The sequence below is a fragment of the bacterium genome (genome assembly GCA_020854115.1).
Lineage (GTDB): Bacteria > Patescibacteriota > Saccharimonadia > CAILAD01.
This window is the reverse complement of sequence record JADZGC010000016.1, coordinates 30,952-51,134: the sequence shown is the minus strand read 5'-3', so window position 1 is coordinate 51,134 and position 20,183 is coordinate 30,952. Positions and strand designations below refer to the sequence as shown.

Genomic DNA, 20,183 nt, shown 5'->3' with positions numbered 1-20,183 from the left:
AATCCAGGCCGCTCACCCCCCGCACAGGAAGCCCGCTATCGAGCATGGGCGTAGAAAGGGCTTCCTTAGACTGCGGTCCGCATAGATCAATTCGCCGCTCACGTCTGGTATGTGGGTGGCGTTTATATTTTTGTGTTGGCAATCGTAGATGCTTGACGCCCCTAACAGATCTACCTATACTAATATTTAGCACTCACGCATTGAGAGTGCTAATGCTTCTGTCACAACCAGAGGCACTAGTAAAATCAATCGAGTAATCAAATAATAAGAAGTAGGAGGTGGTATGAACCTGCAACCACTTGCAGATCGTATCGTGATGGAACAGCTCGAAGCGGAAGAAACCACCGCTTCAGGCATCGTGCTCCCCGGGAGCGCTCAAGAAAAGCCAAAGATGGCAAAAGTTATCGCTGTTGGCAAGGACGTGAAGGAAGTCAAAGCTGGTGACCGGGTGATCTACAAGAGCTATGGTCCAGATGAAGTGAAGGTCGATGGGAAAGAATACCTGATCGGCAAAGAAGAAGACCTACTCGCAGTAGTGAAAGGGGATAAATAATGGCAAAAGAAATTCTGCACTCAGAGGACGCTCGTAAAAAGCTCAAGGACGGCGTTGATAAGCTTGCTAATACCGTTAAAGTAACGCTTGGTCCAAAGGGCCGTAACGTCGTACTCGAGAAGAAGTACGGCGGCCCGATGGTCACCAACGACGGCGTGACGATCGCGAAAGAAATCGAGCTCGAGGACGCCTTTGAAAACATGGGCGCACAGGTAGTGCGCGAAGTTGCAAGCAAGACTAACGACATGGCTGGTGACGGTACGACTACCGCAACCGTGCTCGCACAGGCCGTGATGGAAGAAGGTGTGAAGAACGTCGCTGCTGGCGCAAATCCAATGGCGCTTCGCCGTGGTATCGAGAAGGCTGCTCACCATGTTGTAGCTGAGCTTGACAAGATGGCGAAGCCTGTGAAGGCGAAGGAAGAGATTGCGAACGTTGCTGCTATTTCGGCCGATGATCCAGAAGTAGGCAAGCTCATCGCTGAGGTCATGGAGACGATCGGCGAAGACGGCATCGTGACTGTCGAAGAAAGCCAGACTATGGGTCTCGAGAAGGAAGTTGTCGAGGGTATGCAATTTGATAAGGGCTATGTGTCACCATACATGGTGACTGACACGACTCGCCTCGAAGCAGTCTTCGAGAATGCTCCTATCTTGCTCACCGATAAGAAGATCAGCTCAATCCAGGAGATTCTGCCACTCCTCGAGCAGCTTGCTCAGGAGGGCAAGAAAGACCTCGTCATTATCGCTGAAGATGTCGAAGGTGAAGCACTAACGACGCTTATCCTCAACAAACTCCGCGGTACATTCAATGCGCTGGCCATCAAGGCCCCAGCCTTCGGTGATCGCCGTAAGGCAATGCTCGAGGATATCGCAATTCTGACCGGCGGACAGGTAATCACTGATGATCTCGGCCTCAAGCTCGAAGAAGCTACTGTCGAGATGCTTGGCGAAGCTCGTAAAGTGATTGCGAATAAAGACAACACCACGATTGTAGAAGGTAAGGGTAACGAGCAGGCATTGCGTGATCGCGTAACTCAGATCAAGGCACAAGCTCAGGAGACCACTAGCGAATACGAGCTGGAGAAGCTCCAGGAGCGCATTGCTAAGCTCGAATCAGGTGTAGCTGTGATCAAAGTTGGTGCAGCTACCGAAGTAGAGCTTAAGGAAAAGAAACTCCGTATCGAAGACGCGATCAACTCCACTAAGGCCGCTGTCGCAGAAGGCATTGTACCTGGTGGTGGCGCAGCACTCGCGAAGATCGCTCGCTCGCTCGATAGCGTGAAGCTCGACGGTGATGAGCAGATCGGCGTACGCTTGGTTGCGAAGGCCCTCGAGGCTCCATTGCGCCAGATCGCTGCAAATGCCGGCATCTCAGACATTGCAGTAATTCTCGAGGCAGTCTCGAAGGCCGACAACACCGGATGGGATTTCGCGAAGAACGAGCAGACCGACATGCTCGAGCGCGGTATCATTGATCCTGTGAAGGTCACCAAGAGTGCACTCGTAAATGCTACCTCTGCGGTCGCAATGCTTCTTACGACCGAAGCTGCTGTTGTAGAGACCCCAGAGAAGGATGCTGCAGGCGGCGGAATGCCGGGTGGCGGCGGAATGCCTGACATGGGCGGCATGATGTAAAATCACCTTACAAAAAGGACCCAATGATCGGGTCCTTTTTTAATATAAAGGGGAAGTGACCAGGCGAGCGAGTCGCCTGGTCACTATGGTGACGCAGTAGCAATGTCGTCCGGATCTGGCAGATCCAGATCATCGAACTTTGCCCGACAGGTCGGACAGTTGACGAGATGTGCGTAAAATGCGTCGATTGCTGCGGGATTGATTGGAGGAGTCTCCAGGATATCCCATAGTGTTGGGGTAGCCATTTGGCAGCCCAAGGTACCAGCCATAATCACCTCCTCGGTAATCTAAGCTGAATTATAATCTCATAATATACTTAGTAAGTCAAGCATATTATATAATTTCTAGCTTAGACAATATCTCGTCTTCGTACTCAGGTTTAATTTTGAAATCTTCATACATAGAGCGATCTAGATTGAGTGTAAAGTGATTTGGCTTCTGATCACGTACGTTGCCATCAGTCTGATTCCCGCCGGTTTTGACATCAATGAGTTTCACTACGCCTTTATCTTGAACGAGCAGGTCTATCCCTTTAGGCTCTTGCGCTGCAGTACTAAGTCCAACTGCTACATTATGCTCGCTAAGCAATCTATATGTGGCAACTTCTGCCCCTACGCCTGCAATTAAAGTACGTGCCGTCTTGTATTTTTTACCCATGGCTTCACTCAGGTAATTCGCGAGACCTTCTTCAGTAAATGCATCAGGGTTCTCGACGAGTAGCTTTCTCAACATATGGTTGAAAGGGATTAATTGATCCCTTAATGACCGGATTTCTTCCTTGAGCTGGGAAATCTCCAATTTTTCTGAAGGTGTTAATTCGCGATCTCTTGCGCCATTGTCTATGGTCAAACGTTGATATCGAGCTCGATCAATGCGTTCTTGCAAATCTCCTGCAATAGGGCACTGAAAAAGGATATCTGAAAATTCGCCAAGCTGTGCGAAATCAGGGTTCAGCACCCGGTCTTTAAAAAGCTTACTTTCGGCGTAACGAGCCGGCTGCGGATGTCTCAGGTCGATAGCTTCTTGCTTGTACTCCCTTCTTTTACTCATAAAGGCGTTGAATTCCATATCAAACTCTGTTCGCAGCTCTTCTACTGGGATATTAGTGTCCAGTAATTCAGGTTGGTTCTCGGGCTTGTGCTGAACTAATGTGGAGCTAGGCTTGCTCTCCGCTTCTGATAGATGTGTATTCATATTTTTACTATAACACAGCGTTAGTACATGGCTCATATATATGAGCCATGTATCGAATGAGATTTAAATGTCCATATATATTGACAAAAATAATAATCTGTGATAGTATGTAAATCCTAGCAATTTGCCAGGTTTACTTTGACAAAACGTTTGGAAATATACCAGGTGAATATCTGGTCTCCGCGTATCTGATACCTATCTGACTCATATCTGTTGCCAATCTGTTCTTGTCTGGAGCCAATCCGGTGCGCATCTGATTGAGCAGATAGTCTACAGATATGCGGAGACCATGGTGGCCTCCCCGATGCGCGCCGACCTGGTGGACACCCGTCCGAACGCCAACGATCCGCAGTGGCGGGTCAAGGTGCTGGACGAGGTGCTCGCCGGTCGCGGCGAGAAGCTCCACCCCAACGCCCTCAAGGCGGTGGCGGACCGGCTCGATTTCCTGTCGAAGCGCTTCTTCGGCGAGTTGCACGTGCCCAACGCGGGTGGCGGTAAGAGCCGTGGGCGGCGTTCCACCAAGAAGTCGGCAAAGTCCGAGCGCGACAAGGCTGAGCGGGCCAAGCGCCAGCAGCCCAAGGGCCAGAAGCCCCAGGGCGGCCGTCGGTAGCGGTTAGTACGCAGCTGAGGCCGGGGAGGTATGTGACAGCTTGTCGCATACGGGTATATCTGGGTTCGTCCCGGGTACTACCTTACTCCCCGGTCTCATGACCAACTTCCAAACGTTTTGCCCTCTCCCAGAGCACTCTGTGATCAGATAGACCAGAGTGTTGCGGGAGAGGTCTCGAAGGAGCTCACACGAGCACCGTCTAGACTTCTCATCCGCACCTACTTCCCCGAAAGGATGTGATTTCTTCAATGATGAAGAGCCAGCAGTTCTGCGCCGATCACCGGCGCCCCACCCAGGGGCTCACCACCCGTGTGTGGGATCAGGAGCTCCCACTCCGAGCCATCGCACCGACTGCTCCGCCCGCCTCGGTCAAGAAGGGGGCCAAGTGACGGCTCTGTAGCCACCTTCGGCTACACCACAAATAAGCGTCAACCTGTCATCGGGTTGGCGCTTCATCTTTTTGTTGCCTTATTCTAATGTTACCCTTTGACAAAATAGTGATTTTTTGATAGCATTAGAAGTTCGCGGCATCTGACAACGGCGTCTTAGCCGCAACCAAAAAAGCACCTACAAGAGAAACGAAAGGGGTACCGTGGAGTCTTCCCCACGCCTACCGCAAGTCCGTCAGCTGACACAGGCTGACCTGATCGATGAGCTGGCCGTGGTCGCATTGCTGGCTCTGGATCGCGATGAGCTCAACTTCGACCATTACCGCAGGATCCATTCCAACGATCTGATGAAGAACAAGATCCGCGAAGCACTGCTTTCGGACAGAACGCCTCAGAAGGTGATCGGGCTGGAGTTCTTCCGTCAGGCACACGAGGCCTGGGTGGTTGCTGAGGGTCTCGTCATGCGCGAGGAGCTCGCTGACTACTGGGAAGTCTGGTGTGAGTGGGCGCTGCTCATCCTGGGCCCGACTTCTGAGTTCAGTACCACGCGTCAGCATCCCGAGTACGCATCTGCCTTCGAGCGGCTTCCGCACGAACAGCAGGAGTGGCTCGACTTGGATCGAGGGCAGGGGTCGCGCAGGCCGCTGAATCAGGTCCACATGGCGGCGATCCTCAAGGCACTGAGGGATCTCGACGATGTGTTATTCCATCGCTCCGAGCTGAGCGAGGATGCCGAGTGCATCGATCAGATCGACGATCTCGATGAGGTCGACGACACAAGGGAGCTCGTCGGCGTGAGCTGATGATCCCACTTGGGTGTTGGTCTGGATTATTTCCAGATCAACACCCTGTTTTTTTATAATAATCTTATGAATAAAAGAAGTGCCCCGGGACGTGATGTCCCGGGGCGGTGTGTGCAGGTCCCGAAGCCTTACCCACACGAAGTGGTGCCTGTCAGGCGATGGGGTCGAGCGACTCGCGCTGCAGTGACTCCTCGTGCTCCCGCAGGTCGCGGTTGAGCTCCGGCATGTGCGTGGCGAGAGCCTGCATGAGTTCGTCGAAACCTCGCATGACGCCGCCGCGCTCTCGGAGGAAAGCGGCGCGCTCGCAGACCGCGATGAGCAGTTCCTTGAGGCGGCGGTACTGCGAGTTGGTCATCGGCTGAAAGGGCTTGGTGACGATGTACTTCATCAGGAATTGAACGACGTACTCGGGCTCCTGTCGGATGACGGATCCCCAGCAGTCCTGGCAGTCGGAGAACTGTGCATCCAGCAGGCTGGTGGGCTTCTTGCCCTTGTCTAGGTTGACTCGCTTGCGAAGCTCGCTGAGCCAGTTCTCCTGTGTGGTCTTGAAAGCCAATGTCTTGCCTTCCTTGTAGGTGCTAGTAGGTGCTTTTCAGTCGTATTTGTGCTTATATCGCCGTTGATAAGGCACAAAACCGATTTGTTGATACTACCATTATTTACAAAATTTCGCAAGACATTGCGCGATCTGTCGGTGTGCTACCTGACATCCGGTGGGGAGATCAGTATAATAGCGACATATGAAAAATCTTGATTCCCTCCTCGCGCACGACAAACACAACATTCTCGGGGCGGTTGATGCTCAGCCGGCTCATCTGCGACTGAACTTCGCTGACAGTATGGATCAAGATATCACGCCATCCTGGGGGCAGGGATTGCAGCACATCGCGCTCGCTGGCATGGGAGGCTCGGCTTTAGCGGCTGATATGGCTCGTAATTGGCTAGCAAGTCGGCTGAAGGTGCCATTTGAGATCGTACGCGGGTATAATTTGCCGGAGTATGTCGAGGCGCATAGTCTGGTGATTCTCTCGAGCTATTCGGGGAATACGGAGGAGACACTAGCGGCTTACGAGGATGCGAAGAAGCGCTCGGCGCGTATCGTCGTGATGACGGCCGGGGGAGAGCTCCTGAAGCGGGCTGAAGAAGCAGGGCATATGCTCCTGAAGCTTCCAGAAGTGTCGCAGCCACGCCTTAGTGTGTTTGCTGGGCTCAAGGCACTTGCTTGCTTACTCGAAGACGCAGGGCTTACAGAAGGCACTGATCTGCGACGAGAGCTTCTGGATGTCGCTGATTGGCTCGATATCCAGAAGAGTCAGTTTAATCAAGATGACGTCGACGGCAAGAATCTAGCTCTGGATATTGCTGAGCAGCTAGTCGGTAAGCCGGTAGTGATCTATGGCGGTATGGCGCTTCGCTCGGCTATCTATAAGTGGAAGATTGACATCAATGAAAACGCTAAGCAACAAGCCTGGTGTAATGCTTTTCCAGAACTAAACCACAACGAAATGCAGGGCTGGCTCTTCTCGTCCGAGAAAACAGTCACAGGTGTGGTGCTGAGAAGCTCACTCGAGCACGAGCGTATTCTCAAGCGCATCGATGTCATGGCCGAGGTACTCAAAGGGCACGGCTACGAGCCTATCGTTGTTGAGGCGCAGGGAACGACGCCACTTCAGCAGCTTCTCTGGACGATTCTACTTGGGGACTATATGTCTTCATATCTCGGTATGATGAATGAAATCGATCCGACACCTGTAGAGCTGGTCGAGGTCTTCAAGAAAAAGCTTGGTTAGGCAAACGAAGGCCGTCACCAAGGCTGTCGTAGATAGTTGACAACATAGATCATTCTGTTATAATATACCATATGTACCTTCCCCATCTCTGCTAAGGAGGTGAAAACATGCAGAGACCGATCACACTAGCACTGGTCGATGTGCCAAACATCGTCATTCAGTTCGCAGAAGTGACTCGCAATCGTCCGAACTGGCATGCGCTACTGGAATGGTTGCGTGTAGAGGCTGGCGGTACTGAACTGGAAGCCTGGGCCTACCTGAATCAGGAGCGGGCGCCGATCGCCAAGCGCTTCGAGCAGCAGGAACACCTTCGCTTCGTAGGCTTCAAGACCTACATGAACTACAAGCGCGAGGGCAATCCTGACGATGTCGACGATCTCATGGTGGCTAAGCTGTATCAAGTTTGGGACACTGATCGTCTTGCGAAGGTCATCATCGTGTCGCATGACAGGAACAACTTCGCTCACGAGGTGCGAGAGCTCGAGCTAGCACATATCCCGTGTACGGTGGTTGGTTTCGGGAAGCGGATGGGTCGCCGCTACAGAACTCTGCCTGGTTCGCTAGAGCACCGTTTCGTCAGCGTGATGTCCATTGATGGCCTCGTTCACGAACGTGTAGCCTAGCCGTATGGGTTCAATGCCTGATTCTCGCCTGAGAGTCAGGCTGTTTTTTTACCTACTGAGTTGTTACAATGCGAAGTCGTATTGATTGATGTGATTCTTGGAGAGGTGTCCGAGTGGCTGAAGGAGCACGCTTGGAAAGCGTGTGTGCGGGAAACCGTACCGAGGGTTCGAATCCCTCTCTCTCCGCCAAGTTTTACATTCAGCGAAATTGAAAGATGTTGCCTCGGCGCAAAGCGCCTCGGCATGGTATTTTTCCGCAATTTTGAAGGCATTTTTGAAATCCAAAAACAAAGTGCGGTCGGCAATGCGGAAGTTCGAACCAATCTTTTTGAGAAAATCCCGAATCCGTTCGGGATTTTCTTGTTGAGCGCATTTTTCGGCTTGGTTGGCGTCTTTTAGAAAGGCAATGGCAAGTTCGAACCGATTATTGCTCTTTCGCCCAAAAGCGGAGATTTTTTCTTCCAAATCCTTTTTAGCGAGAATGAGCTTGTGCTTTTTAGCGGTATATTCCGCTTGCGATAAATTGCCGTCCAGTTGTAAATCAAGCAAACGATCAAGTTTTGTTTCTATCTCTACAAGCTCATTTCTCGCTTTTTGGGCGAAAGAGCTTTCCGCTTTGGCAAGTTTCATTTTTTCATTTTCAAAATAATTGATTGAAGCATTTGCCCAAGCGGAAGACAAAGAAACTTTTTTGATTTCTTCTTTTATTTGAGAAGTGATGATTTCTTCGCGGACATATTTTTGCGTGCAAGGATTTTTCCGCTTGGTGCATCGCAAATAGTTATGACCTTTCTGTGTTTCGGTCGTTATAAAACAGCCGCACTCTCCGCAAAGGAAAAATCCTCTGTACACATACGGTTTCAATTTTGGCGTTTTCGGCTTTGATTTTCTCATCATCACTTCTTGAACGGAATCAAAAAGTTTCTTTGTGATAATCGGTTCATGCTTTCCGTCATATAATTCGCCGTTATATTCAATCATTCCGTAATAGATTTTATTTTTCAGCATATACTGATAATTTGAGACGGAAAGCACCTTATTCTTTTTGCCAACCAAGCCCAAGGAATTGATAATCTTTCGGATTTGAGCGAGGGGATATTCGCCAGTTGAGTACATTTCAAAAGCTCGCTTGATATACTTTGCCTTTTCTTTGTCCACGGCGATACAGCGGGCGTTTTTGTCGTTTACATAACCAAGTGGCGCCCAAGCGGGCCAAATTCCATTTCGTAGTTTCTGGCTTCCTTATTGGGGGTTTTCCTCAAAAAATGTTCGAACTTCGTCCAAAAAATACCGCCAGCTCGAGAAAATGACCGATAGGTCGTTCGCTCGAGCTGATGAATAGGGACCGAGAACCCGGGTTCGATAATCGAGGAGCGAAGATAATGTGGAGTTTATTTCGACATTATGTGAGCGACGATGATTATATGCTCAGCATAATCCCTCTCTCTCCGCCAGCTCGATAAAATGATAGTATCTGCATATCTCCAGACGCCACTTGTCGTACGGAGTACAATAGAGGTAGGTAAATAAGGAATTATTATGAAAAAGCATCTCAATGGCTTTATGGACTTCATTCGCGAGCAAGGGGTTGTAGGTCTCGCAGTTGGTTTTATTCTCGGTGGCGCAGTCGCTAAGGTGGTAAGTTCGCTTGTGACGGATATCGTAAACCCGGTCGTCGGGCTCGCTCTAGGCTCAGCTGAAGGTATGAAGGGGGCAACGTTCAGGATTGGAGAGGCGACCGTAGCCTATGGGAGCTTCCTCGCCACACTGATCGATTTCGCGATCATTGCTGGTGTGGTCTACGTAGGCGTGAAGCTCATTGGACTCGATAAGCTCGACAAAGCCAAAGATAAGAAATAGGCAGCTCAAAAGCATAAGTGTTGTGGCTTTTTTGAGAAGAGTAAGCCATAATTAGTAATGACTATGCAGCCAGATCAGGACACTCAAGCCCAGCTCGGACAGCAGCCCGCACGGCCATCGGGTGGGTTTAGTCTCGCTCCGGGTGAACAGCATATGGTGCAGCCAGCACAGCCAGTTCAGACAGCCCCAGCTCCAGCACAAGGGATGACTGAAGCTGCGGTGCCTCAATTTGGAATCCGACCTGCACAAGGACCTCAGCTTGGGGCTCAGCCGCAACCAGACCCGGTGTCAGTTTCTGCACAGGCAGATATGGCAGGAGAAAGTGATTACGCAATGATGAGTGATGAGGAGCTTGATGAGGAGGCGGCTGCTGTCGAAGATAATGTTCTCTTGGCTTGGCAAAATGCCCAGCAGTCGGGACAACACCGCCCAACGCAGTGGTATATCGTCATGGGCGTTGTAGCTGCCGGATCGATTATCGCTGCCATTTTGCTCCAGAGTTGGTTCTTCATTCCGCTCGGCATACTCGTGCCAATTGCCCTGACGAAATATGGCGCTAAGGGGACGGAGGCACACAGCTACGAGCTCACCACATATGGAGTGGTTATCGATGGCAAGCATTACCCTTACGACTCCTTCAAGTCATTCTTCGGGGTCGAAAATGATGGCGTGCCGGTGTTTGAACTGGTGCCACTGAAGCGCTTCTCAATCCTCGTGACGCTGCACGGCACGCATGATGTAGCGGATGACATTGCTGAGATATTAAGCTCAGTATTGCCAGAATCAGAACCAGAGGGCTATCTCGGAGAATCGATCTTCAAGCGACTGAAGTTTTAAGTCTTTACAGATAAGCAAAAATTCGGTAAAATAGCCCCTGTTTCTCATCGCGGTCTCGCGTACCTCATAACCTGTAAGTCATCGGTGTGCGCTCGTAGCTCAGCTGGATAGAGCGTCAGTTTGCGGTACTGGAGGTCGCAGGTTCGAATCCTGCCGAGCGCGCCATAAATTTCTCAGTATCTACACGTAAGAAAATGTCTATATGGTACTTTCCTTGGATTCGAAACCAGGTTCGATAAGTAAGGAGTGAGAAAAGTCTGAAGTAAACTTCGAGATTTTTCGAGCGACGCGACTTATATCGACAGCGATAATCCTGCCGAGCGCGCCATGCATCTTGTACACAACGAGCCTTTCCGTAATGGAGGGCTCGTCCTGTCCAAGAATATTCTTACAGGTCAAAAGCTCACTCGCGTTAAGGGAATAATCAGCCTAAGCGATACGCCAATATTCGCCAAAAACACGCTCGATAAAGTAGCGATGTACTAGCGGAGGCGACTATATGGCCAAGCTGCGTAAGTGAGCGGGCCCGTGCCCTCATTCCTTGAACTAGGATGCACGCCGTCTCGTGTGAGCATAGCGCTCGGGCACGGCAACCCTCGTACCTTCATAATAGATGTGGAGCTTCCGTAGCTCCGCCCTTCAGCCTGACCTTCGCGTTGAACGTGCGCCTAGGGATAGATAAGCTTTTCCAGGATAAGGGCTTGTGGCTGATTGTAAAACCTGGGCAGCCCTCAGCTGCAGCGGCATGGTCCACCGATACTGTACTTGGCCAATGAAATGAGTCAAGCATGTCACACACGGAGTAGAGTGCCCGTGGCCCGTCGTTGACGAGCAATAACCCTGCGAAGGGCGGGGAACTTCCGGGATTGAGGTCTGAGGGGCCTCTCTCCCGACCAGGTCAGGTAGCTCAGTTGGCAGAGTATCCGCCTGAAAAGCGGAATGTCCAGGGTTCGAAACCCTGCCTGACCACAATCGATGCATCTGCATCATAGTCCTGCATGGACGCGCCGCTTAGCTCAGTTGGCAGAGCGCTTGCTCACAAGGCAAGAGGTCGGGGGTTCAAATCCTTCAGCGGCGACTGGCCTTTCAGGGGCATATCGATAACGTACAGTAATTTGCCGGCGGCTTGCCAACCCGCCAAAAGCAGATGCTGTCGGTATCGATAGCGGGAGAAGCTCATATGGTAGAGCAGCCACCTTCGGGTGGAAGGTTGTCGGTTCGAGTCCGACCTCCTGCACAAGCTGTTAATCCGTCGGGGAAGCGGAGAGACAGCCTGCCGGTGTGGGCCCTTCGTGGCTCACACCGGTTTTTCTTTTTGCTCAAGTTAGTTCCGTCAAGGTAGTATCCTAGTGTTAGGAGGTGTTGTAATTATGGATAAGAAGTCAAAGAAAAACGACGCAGGTGGTCTATTTATCCCCGGCGGGACATTACTCGGGCTCGGTATTGGGTTGGTATTTGGTCAGCCAGGCGCGGGATTATTGATTGGGGTCGGGGCGGGATTTATCGTCTGGGGTCTGCTGGGGGTACTTGGTAAATCAAGCACTGACTAATGCCTACGCGCATTCGCAAGCAGGTTCAGCGGTCTTTTTTGAGAGATGATAAGCATTGGTTTGCGCACTATAAGCCTTTTGTAGATTCTGGGAAGATACTGAAGGTTGGCTATGGACTTGGCTACGTGACGCAGCTTGTGAAAAGCGTGAATCCGCATGTGGTTAGCACCGACATTATGCGACACCCAGACTCACTAGATGATCCGGATGTGGTTTATGTAGATGGTGAAGAATTACCGTTTCCAGATCGGAGCTTTGATGTAGTGATCTGCAGTATGACGGTCCATCACACTCGTCGGCCGACAAGGATGATGGGTGAGATGGTGCGTGTGGCACGCAAGCATGTTATTCTGATCGACACCGTGGCGCGTCAGCCGATCGCTTACGCAGCGATGGTTTGGGCCTGCTATCGTGCTAATCAACATGCCGGCCAATTTTCAACTGTGTTGCCATGGAATTATCTCACTCCGAGAAAGGTGCAACGTTGGGTAGGGCAGTATGGGCTCGTTGAAGAGCTGCATCATCGCGAGCCCCGAGAGTGCGGCTACGAAGCACACCTGTGGGTATGGCGCGTTTCAGATAAGATTTGAGCAGGGGGTGTTTACTTAGAAATTAGACTGTCTAGACAGGCGTGTGCTATATTGTAAGCAATATGGCAACCACACAACCAACCCCAACACCAGCACCTACTTCACCAACTCAGCCTGCAGCTCCAGCCCCAGCAGTGGCACAAAGTGCCGCCGATACGGTGACTGCCGGAGCATATCCCGGCGCTTTTGGGCTCTTTAAGCCAAGCTCACAGGCGATTCGTCTTGAATTGGCAAACTTTGCGATTCTCTGGGGTATCCTTATTGCGATCAGTATCGTATTAGGTCTACTCACAGGCAATTATCAAACGACTATGACGTCGGATAGTCTTGACTGGAGCTACTCAAGTACCAAGCTGATAGGTCAGCTGGTGAATTTTGTCGTCAATCTGCTCATTGGACCAATGATTGCTTTTATGCTGCTGCAAGCTGTGCGTGGTGTGAAAGAATCGGTAGGATCAGCCTTCAGCTATGCCCTCAAGAACCTCCTGCGATTCTTCGTAGCTAATTTGCTAGTAGTTCTGGCCGTGATCGCAGGATTGATATTGCTCATCATTCCAGGATTGTATATCGGACTTCGATTATCTTTGGCTTCATATGTACTGGTTGACCGTCCGGAACTATCCGGCATGGACGCTGTCAAGGAGAGCTGGAAGCTTACGAGGGGCAATGTCGGAAAGGTACTGGGTATCTATGGCGCATACCTGGTTATGCTTCTCCCAATCATTACAATTATCGGTATTTTGGTAACGGTCGTGCTAGTGATCCTCTACTCAGCAGCAATCCCTCTCCTGTACGTTTGGATTGCAAAAAACAGCTCGCAACAGATGCCACCCACCACTCCAGCCGCGCCAAACCCTGCAGCTCCGACAGCGCCTACCGCCGCTTAGCTCCTGCTTGACTTCTCGCGGTGCGCATTTTTTGATCTATATCTGGTACAATAGGACATTACGGAGAGGTGCAGGAGTGGTTGAACTGGCTTGTCTCGAAAACAAGTGTGCCTTCATGGGTACCGTGGGTTCGAATCCCACCCTCTCCGCCAGTTGATTAATTAGGGGCGAGCATGAAGGCAGATCATACCGAAGCAGTGCAGTGGGATCTCGAGCAAATTCTTCCACTGAAGGAGTTTGACGCACTTTATGCTGAAATCGAATCCGAGATCCCGAAATATACTGCGTGGCAGAAGAAGCTAAAGCCCGATATGGCGACTGAGCAGTTTGTCGAACATGTTGAGTGGAGCACGAGAGTTAGCGAAAAATTTACTCGCTTAGTAGATCGTGTTGCTTTGTGGGAGACGACTGATATCAAGGATGGCGAGCCGGCTCGTCTGAAGGCCCGCGCCCAAGATCTAGGTGTACAAATTGCTGAAGTTACTCGACCTATCGGGATGTGGCTTAAGGGTAAGGAAGTCGAGGGGATGGAAGTGCTCGATGACAAAAACGCCACGCGTCTTTTTGCGGCTTTGCCCGACTACGAATACTCGCTGCAGCACTCTCGCAGGATGGCGAAATTTACACTCTCACTCGAGGCAGAGAGCATTATTACTCACAAGGATACGACTGGTACGAGCGTACTGACGGATTTGCGCGATGCGATCGAGGCAGACTTTGAGTATTCACTGAAGCTGGCGGACAAGAAGCAAATCTACAAGACGACTTCGGAGCTGATGCGGCATGTGTATGCTGCTGACGCCGACGAGCGCGAGGTGGCATATCGGGCACTATACGTACCGTATGAGCGCGAGAAGCAAAAGTTCTTTAAGGTCTATCAGGCGGTGGTAAAAGATTGGGCGTATGAGGCTGCATTACGCGGATACGATAGTACTATCTCGATGCGCAACGCCGGTAATCACATTCCAGATACGGCGATTGAGACGCTTCTGCAGGTGTGTGAGGACGAGTCAAAAGTGTTTCAAGATTTCTTTCGATGGAAGCAACAACAACTTGGCCTCAAACAAATACGCCGCTTTGATATCTACGCGCCTGTTGGCGAAAGCCAGCATGAGTTTAGCTATGCCGAGGCAGTTGATTTGACGCTGAAGAGCTTCATGGACTTCTCACCAGATTTTGCGGTGAAGGCTCAGCGAATTATTGATGAGCAACACATTGATTCGCACCCGAATCCAAATAAGCGTGGAGGAGCCTTCTGCGCCACCGTTACGCCCTCGATGGCGCCGTATGTATTGCTCAATTACGCTGGCAAGGCGCGTGATGTCAGTACGCTCGCCCATGAGCTCGGACATGGTGTGCATTCGCTCTACGCGAGCCACTTGCCGATCGGCGTACAGCACGCAAACCTTCCGCTTGCAGAAACTGCTTCAACTTTTGGTGAAATGCTGCTCTTTGAAAATATGCTCGATGCTCTCGATGATCCGGCTGAGCGGCAAGCGATGATTGCTGAAAAGATTGCCGACAGTTACGCCACCATTTGTCGCCAGACGTACTTCGTGAAGTTTGAGCTTGAAGCACACAAAGTGATTCCTGAAGGGGCTGGGGTCGAAGACTTAGAGAAGTTGTGGCTTGACACCCTGCATGCTCAGTTTGGCGACTCAGTGGCGGTTGACGACGTGTTTCGTCATGAGTGGGCCTACATCCCGCACATCGTGCATACGCCGTTTTATTGTTATGCCTACAGCTTTGGTGAGTTACTGAGTTTGTCGCTATATGCGCGCTATAAGCAAGAAGGGCGGTCATTTGTGCCGAAGATTGAGAATATTCTGAAGGTCGGCGGTTCGCGCGATCCGCATAAGGTCTTAATGGAAGTTGGCGTTGACATGGCGAGTGCTGATTTCTGGCGCGGCGGTTTTGCGATTATCAAGACCTGGGTTAAGGGTTTGCAGTAATGGCTGATCAGCAGCACATGAGTGAAGACGACCTGCGCTCGCAACTGACCGCCGAAGAATATGAGATAACGCAGCATGCGGGGACGGAAGCCCCATTTTCTGGAAAATACTGGGATGAACATGCAGACGGCACCTATGCCTGCAAGGTATGTGGTCAGCTACTTTTTGATAGTGAGCACAAATTTGATTCTGGATCTGGGTGGCCGAGCTTTGATCGTGCAGTATCTGGGGGTGTCGAAATGCGCTCAGATGAGGATCGTGGTATGAGCCGTACAGAGGTGGTTTGCAGTCGATGTGGTGCACATCTTGGGCACATGTTTGAGGACGGGCCAAAAGAAACGACAGGACAGAGATTTTGTATTAATTCTACCAGTCTTAATTTGAAGAAAAGGTCTCAATAAAAGTGAAGGGTGAGAGGACGTTGCCGTCCTCTCACCCTGTAGGATCCCGCCAGGGATCAGATGCGCCTACCGCAGATCGGCCAAGGCCGTCGGCCACGCTCTTTGTAGAGCCGTCGTGCCATGGCATGCTGCACATAGGGCGGAGCGTCGCCAGGCAGCACGCCAATGTATTCCGGGGCGATGCGCCGAGCCACGCCGTTCCAGGTGCTTCGGTCGAACTGGTACAGGCCGGTGTAGCGACCGCTACTCGAGCGAGCACGCGGGTTGCCGCCGGACTCACATTTGGCCAATCGGGCCAGCTGTGCGTCCGTCAGGCCGCCGATTGATGCGAACTTGGCCCGAGCCAGTTCGTTCAGCCGGGCGGTGTTGATGGCCTCGATGAACCTTTGACAGGTTCCAGGCCCCTGGGTCGCGTCGGCAGTCTCGCAGGCTGTCTTCGCGGCTTCGGGGCTCACATTTGAGCCATGCAGAGCGTTGAATGCTCGCAGGTCTGTCAGCGGGAAGCCGTCGATGGGGTGGTATCGACATGCGCTACTGAAGATACCGAGCACGGCAATCAGGAGTAGCGCAGTCAAGCGACTACTTCGGGGCCTCTTTGGGGTACTCATGGTGGGAAACCTCCCAGGTACACAGGGGAGCGGGGGTTGCTCCTCCTTCTTGGTTGGTCGTCAGCTTGTGAGCTATCCTTACCACGTCTCGATTTTCTGGCTCGATAGGATCGAGGTTCTAAACGTGACTAAGCTCAAGGTCTCAGTCTCTCAGGTTTGCGTACTGGTGTACTCCCTGAGGGATTCAGACTGGTTTGACAACCTTTATGTACTCTAACAGATTTGCGAATTTTTTGCAAGTATATTTGTGGCTAGATTCTTATGGTCCATGGCGTGCTCGAATTGGAGTCATCGGTAGTTGGGGCCGAAGAATTGAGATAATCCAGATCATACTTAGAACTCGCCACCGTATTCACAATAGTTGACAAGATCCCAATGGCACCAGCCCCAGCGTGGGTCATCAACCGCATCACGCATCGCGAGGACGTTATAATATGCATCATTCCACGGGCCACGCAAGAAGGTGGCTTGCAGTGTAGATGATAGCTGTGCACATCCGGCATACTGGCTGCCAGGTCGGCGCGCATTTGGATTGTTGGTAGATTCTCGGTACACGACCCCAATCGCGCGTTGGTGGTCTGTACGGTCACTGAAGAGGTAATCAACTGCGTCACGACAGCTTGAGAATGTCTTGTACGGGCGTACTGGGTCGCCTGGGAGCTGATTCGGCTTCTGCTTAGTAATTGCTTGCACTAGTGTGTCACATTCAGCTGCGGTATTTGCTTGCATACAGAGAGCGTGGGCTGATTCTAGATTGAGCTCATTGGTGGATTGAGCATTTGTGCTGGAGTGAGGAATAAAAAGCGCACTCACTACAAGAGCCGTAGAAATGACAGCTGCTGCAATCAGTGCGTTATCCTGAGATGTTTCAAATACCCAGGGGTTTGTGCGATTTTTTGATGTTTGTCGAGTTGTGTTGTTCATAGGAGTCACAAAGGAGTGACAGCTACTATTCTAGCAGATTAGCGTAAGAATTTCAAGTGTCTGCCAGATGTCGTACTACTCCCACCAGGAGTGGGAAGCAATGTCGGCAAGGATTTGTTGATACAGGCTCTCTGATGGCGCCAAGAAGCGGGGCTGCACCCAATTCTCGATATAAGCAGGGAAGAGTCGTACACCAGTGACCTTCGTGCCAGTAAATGCAAGCTGGACGGTAAATGAGCGTCGAGTTTCGTCGCTCCAGTTTTGATCAAAGATAAAGTTGCCGAGAGAATAAGCGATGAAGTGGCCATTGTACCACTCGATGCCTTGCGTCCAGTGTGGGTGAGTGCCGATGACGACTTCGGCGCCGGCATCGATTGCGGCGTGGGCGAGACGGCGTTGTTCATCGTTGGCATCATGTGTGTATTCGGTACCCCATTGAAACCAAGGGATGACTACATCGGATGACTGTTTAGCAGCTTTAATTTGCTCTTGCACGAGGGCTATATCGTTATCGGATAAGCTTCCCCATGGCTTGAGTGAAATTCGTCGTGCTCCAGGTGTGCTTGTTGTAGGTTCAATGCTGCCCGGTACAGTGTTAAAGCTCAGGTGAGTGACCTTGATGCCTTTGACTGTGGTAGCCCAGGTATTTACGCCATTTGTGGTGCTGACGCCAAAGTGCCCGATCTGGCGAGCATCGAGACCAGCAAGCATTTCGGTGACTTTTGCACCACCACCGTTCATCGCATGATTATTTGCGAGATTAATACCGTCGATGCCCGACTCAACAAGGCCCTGGAAAGCTTGGCTTGGTGCCGTGAAAACCATCATGCCAGCGCCCTCGCCATTGGCCTGACCATCGGCGATGGTGGTCTCCACATTTGCAACAGTGAGATCGGCTTGCTTGAGTGTGTCGCTGACCTTGGTATAGGGGTAGAGAAAGCCATATCGCTTCGAGTAGGTGTAGACGTCACGGGCGGGGATGATGTCGCCTACGGCGAGGTAGGTCCATGATGGTGGAGCTGGCGAGTAGGTGGGTGCGAGCGCTTTTGTGATGTCCTCTGGTTTAGTGCGCGAGACATCAGCTAGTCGCAGTCCAAACTTCTCCGTGGTCGTAGATAATGGCGCACTGCTCGTGATGTTATTTAATTGCGTCTTGCCTGAAGTGGTGAAAACGAGATCGTTGTCGTGCGGCATGGAGGTAACGAGTATGTCGGCTGCATCCGTCTTGCTTGGTGCAAGGTCTTTGTTTTGGTGGTCTGCTAATATCTTCAATAATTGGATGATACCCGGCTGTCGTCCGGAAGGGATATCGTCAAATGCGTATGTTATCTTTGGTCGTGTTACGACGGTATATGTTGGCGGTTCGACATTGCTCGTGTGCTGAAAATAAATAAAGATTCCAATACCTATAAAAAGCACAAGCGCTACACTGAAGCTAGCAAGAAGCATGAAGTGCTTACCACGTGACTTGGAGGGTAGTCGTTCAAAGCGGGTCTTATTTAGCGGCACGAATGTGTTCTCGCAGTATACGGGGATGGTTTGTTGTGATCATGTCTGACCCCATGGCTATTTCGTGATTATAGTCTTCGTGTCGCTGGGTCTTCGCCCAAATATTGATCGGCAGATTAAGTGAGCGAAGCTTCTCAATATAGGGTGTGTCGGTGAAGTGAGAAGCCAGTGCAATGCTGTCGGCATGTTTGAGGCTGGCTCGTGGCGGTCGCAGGCCGCCGACTGGACGAAAGGCAAGACAGGTTTTCGCGTTCGACTGGAGGTGCTTTATGGCTCGTAGGATGAAGGGGCTAAATGAAAGAAATAAGCAGTGGTCAAGTAGCTGGTGTTTCATGACGGTTGCTACGGCTTGTGCAGATAAATATTTATACCTTGGTTCATAAAATTTCAGTTCGACGACATAGTTGGTTTTGGTGCCAAATTCTGCAAAAACCTGATCGAGTGTGGGGACGCGCTCTGCGGTATGACCGGGGCCAAACCAGCTCCCGGCCGAGTGCCTTTGAATTTCGTGCAGGAGTTGGTTCGCTACTCTCCCACGACCACGGGTGGTACGATCGATCCTGTGATCATGAATAACCGCAAGGTGATTATCTCGTGTGAGCTGTATATCAAGCTCGATCGCATCGGCCTTTTGTTTGATCGCTTCACGGAATGCAGCCATGGTATTCTCGGGGGCATCGCCAGACGCGCCGCGGTGCGCAATGATGAGTGGTCTGGTGAGGGGGGAGAAAAAAGAGTTCATAGTGCGTTACTTGCCCATATTTTACTCGACATATGTCATAAGCGAAATGGTACACTTGGTATGAAGGTAGGAACTATGGATTACGAACAGCTCATTATTGCCGAGCGAATGTATCTCGCCCAACTTCTGCGAGAGCTTAAGCCCAAGCAGTGGAAGACTTCTACCTTGTGTGAAGGCTGGGATATTGAGGATCTTGTGGCGCATATTATTGTGCGTGACGGAGGTCCGTTATTGGCGCGAATTGGCATCATTTTTCCACCTCTGGCAGACAGACATAATGAAGCGATTGGTGCCCAAAAGAGCGCTGCCCACCAGATACTGATCGACAAGATTGAACACATTCCTTGGCGGGGCAAAAACTTCAGGTACAATTTGATCGAATTTTTTGTTCATAACGAAGATATCTTGCGCGGTCAGCTCAAGCGGACTCGTGACATATCAGACGATCTCTACGCAGGCCTCGCGAGCTTCGTGCCGGCCATGGCGCGTTTGGGTTTGCGCAAGCTCGACCCATCAGTGCGTGTGACGTTGGTGGATAGCCTGACTGGCGATGTGTATGTGGCGCGACGAGGACGTGGAACGGATCCACACGAACTGACACTTACAGCTGAAGCGCCTGAGTTTATATTGCTCTTTATGAATCGCGGTCGTGTGGCTGATGTGCGTGCCGATGGAGACAAAAAGACCCTCGACATTTACAAGCACGCTCAGATTGGACTCTAGG

General features: G+C 51.2%; 22 protein-coding genes, 6 tRNA genes and 1 pseudogene. 21 read left to right on the top strand and 8 right to left on the bottom strand.

Translation table 11 applies throughout. The features are described 5' to 3' along the window. Positions 1–283: 283 nt before the first annotated feature. On the top strand, positions 284–553 hold the full coding sequence (locus IT415_03175) for a co-chaperone GroES (GenBank protein ID MCC7543682.1): 270 nt from the start codon (positions 284–286) through the stop codon (positions 551–553). Further along, positions 553–2,190 carry a chaperonin GroEL gene (gene groL, locus IT415_03170; GenBank protein MCC7543681.1) on the top strand — a complete coding sequence of 546 codons (1,638 nt, stop codon included), beginning with the start codon at positions 553–555 and terminating at the stop codon, positions 2,188–2,190. The genes IT415_03175 and groL overlap by 1 nt, the downstream gene beginning before the upstream one ends. 83 nt (positions 2,191–2,273) lie before the next feature. On the opposite strand, the gene IT415_03165 is transcribed toward groL, so the two are convergent. Further along, positions 2,274–2,435, bottom strand: coding sequence for a hypothetical protein (locus IT415_03165; protein MCC7543680.1), 162 nt, complete (start codon positions 2,433–2,435; stop codon positions 2,274–2,276). Between the two features lie 88 nt (positions 2,436–2,523). Then, a complete protein-coding gene (locus IT415_03160) occupies positions 2,524–3,384 on the bottom strand; it encodes a hypothetical protein (protein MCC7543679.1) in 861 nt (286 codons plus the stop codon). A 289-nt stretch (positions 3,385–3,673) separates the two neighbouring features. Here IT415_03160 and IT415_03155 point away from each other — a divergent pair, with 289 nt between their 5' ends. After that, complete coding sequence (locus IT415_03155) at positions 3,674–3,994, top strand: hypothetical protein (GenBank protein ID MCC7543678.1); 321 nt, start codon at positions 3,674–3,676, stop codon at positions 3,992–3,994. Between the two features lie 592 nt (positions 3,995–4,586). Beyond that, complete coding sequence (locus IT415_03150; protein ID MCC7543677.1) at positions 4,587–5,186, top strand: hypothetical protein; 600 nt, start codon at positions 4,587–4,589, stop codon at positions 5,184–5,186. Positions 5,187–5,337: 151 nt separating this feature from the next. Here IT415_03150 and IT415_03145 read toward each other — a convergent pair whose 3' ends face one another. Beyond that, a complete protein-coding gene (locus IT415_03145) occupies positions 5,338–5,742 on the bottom strand; it encodes a hypothetical protein (GenBank protein ID MCC7543676.1) in 405 nt (134 codons plus the stop codon). Positions 5,743–5,926: 184 nt separating this feature from the next. Here IT415_03145 and IT415_03140 point away from each other — a divergent pair, with 184 nt between their 5' ends. The 4 genes from IT415_03140 (at position 5,927) to IT415_03125 (ending at position 7,998) form a co-directional block, all read left to right on the top strand. After that, entirely contained in the window at positions 5,927–6,976 is a 1,050-nt protein-coding gene (locus IT415_03140) for a bifunctional phosphoglucose/phosphomannose isomerase (protein MCC7543675.1), read from the top strand. Positions 6,977–7,083: 107 nt separating this feature from the next. Beyond that, positions 7,084–7,599 (top strand): NYN domain-containing protein, encoded by a 516-nt coding sequence (locus IT415_03135; protein ID MCC7543674.1) that lies wholly within the window; start codon positions 7,084–7,086, stop codon positions 7,597–7,599. 99 nt (positions 7,600–7,698) lie between these two features. Further along, a tRNA-Ser gene (locus tag IT415_03130) sits at positions 7,699–7,788 on the top strand. Positions 7,789–7,842: 54 nt separating this feature from the next. Then, entirely contained in the window at positions 7,843–7,998 is a 156-nt protein-coding gene (locus IT415_03125; protein MCC7543673.1) for a hypothetical protein, read from the top strand. 291 nt (positions 7,999–8,289) lie between these two features. Here the strand turns inward: IT415_03125 and IT415_03120 are convergent. Then, a pseudogene (locus IT415_03120) lies at positions 8,290–8,607 on the bottom strand (recombinase zinc beta ribbon domain-containing protein). 531 nt (positions 8,608–9,138) lie between these two features. Here IT415_03120 and IT415_03115 point away from each other — a divergent pair. The 12 genes from IT415_03115 (at position 9,139) to msrB (ending at position 15,676) form a co-directional block, all read left to right on the top strand. Further along, positions 9,139–9,459, top strand: a complete 321-nt coding sequence (locus IT415_03115) for an MscL family protein (protein MCC7543672.1) — start codon at positions 9,139–9,141, stop codon at positions 9,457–9,459. Positions 9,460–9,522: 63 nt separating this feature from the next. Next, positions 9,523–10,296, top strand: a complete 774-nt coding sequence (locus tag IT415_03110) for a hypothetical protein (protein MCC7543671.1) — start codon at positions 9,523–9,525, stop codon at positions 10,294–10,296. Between the two features lie 88 nt (positions 10,297–10,384). Next, positions 10,385–10,461, top strand: a tRNA-Arg gene (locus IT415_03105). A 731-nt stretch (positions 10,462–11,192) separates the two neighbouring features. Continuing rightward, positions 11,193–11,265: transfer RNA gene (locus tag IT415_03100), tRNA-Phe, on the top strand. A 36-nt stretch (positions 11,266–11,301) separates the two neighbouring features. Then, a tRNA-Cys gene (locus IT415_03095) sits at positions 11,302–11,374 on the top strand. 87 nt (positions 11,375–11,461) lie between these two features. Further along, positions 11,462–11,533: transfer RNA gene (locus IT415_03090), tRNA-OTHER, on the top strand. A gap of 133 nt (positions 11,534–11,666) precedes the next feature. After that, positions 11,667–11,846 carry a hypothetical protein gene (locus IT415_03085; protein ID MCC7543670.1) on the top strand — a complete coding sequence of 60 codons (180 nt, stop codon included), beginning with the start codon at positions 11,667–11,669 and terminating at the stop codon, positions 11,844–11,846. Continuing rightward, entirely contained in the window at positions 11,846–12,436 is a 591-nt protein-coding gene (locus tag IT415_03080) for a class I SAM-dependent methyltransferase (GenBank protein ID MCC7543669.1), read from the top strand. Before IT415_03085 ends, IT415_03080 begins: the two co-directional genes overlap by 1 nt. A gap of 62 nt (positions 12,437–12,498) precedes the next feature. Continuing rightward, a complete protein-coding gene (locus tag IT415_03075; protein ID MCC7543668.1) occupies positions 12,499–13,323 on the top strand; it encodes a hypothetical protein in 825 nt (274 codons plus the stop codon). Positions 13,324–13,385: 62 nt separating this feature from the next. Further along, positions 13,386–13,475, top strand: a tRNA-Ser gene (locus IT415_03070). A gap of 21 nt (positions 13,476–13,496) precedes the next feature. Beyond that, positions 13,497–15,275, top strand: coding sequence for a M3 family oligoendopeptidase (locus IT415_03065; GenBank protein MCC7543667.1), 1,779 nt, complete (start codon positions 13,497–13,499; stop codon positions 15,273–15,275). Further along, entirely contained in the window at positions 15,275–15,676 is a 402-nt protein-coding gene (gene msrB / locus IT415_03060) for a peptide-methionine (R)-S-oxide reductase MsrB (protein ID MCC7543666.1), read from the top strand. Before IT415_03065 ends, msrB begins: the two co-directional genes overlap by 1 nt. Positions 15,677–15,732: 56 nt before the next feature. Here the strand turns inward: msrB and IT415_03055 are convergent, their stop codons facing one another. From IT415_03055 to IT415_03040, 4 genes are all read right to left on the bottom strand, one after another. Continuing rightward, complete coding sequence (locus IT415_03055) at positions 15,733–16,251, bottom strand: transglycosylase family protein (protein MCC7543665.1); 519 nt, start codon at positions 16,249–16,251, stop codon at positions 15,733–15,735. A 366-nt stretch (positions 16,252–16,617) separates the two neighbouring features. Next, entirely contained in the window at positions 16,618–17,208 is a 591-nt protein-coding gene (locus tag IT415_03050) for a hypothetical protein (protein ID MCC7543664.1), read from the bottom strand. Positions 17,209–17,283: 75 nt separating this feature from the next. Next, entirely contained in the window at positions 17,284–18,717 is a 1,434-nt protein-coding gene (locus IT415_03045; protein MCC7543663.1) for a CapA family protein, read from the bottom strand. Further along, positions 18,704–19,459, bottom strand: a complete 756-nt coding sequence (locus IT415_03040) for a hypothetical protein (GenBank protein MCC7543662.1) — start codon at positions 19,457–19,459, stop codon at positions 18,704–18,706. The genes IT415_03045 and IT415_03040 overlap by 14 nt, the downstream gene beginning before the upstream one ends. 60 nt (positions 19,460–19,519) lie before the next feature. Between IT415_03040 and IT415_03035 the strand changes: the two genes are divergently transcribed. Beyond that, the gene (locus IT415_03035) at positions 19,520–20,182 is read left to right on the top strand and encodes a maleylpyruvate isomerase family mycothiol-dependent enzyme (GenBank protein ID MCC7543661.1); all 663 of its coding nucleotides are present in this window, start codon (positions 19,520–19,522) and stop codon (positions 20,180–20,182) included. The last annotated feature ends 1 nt before the right edge of the window (position 20,183 follow it).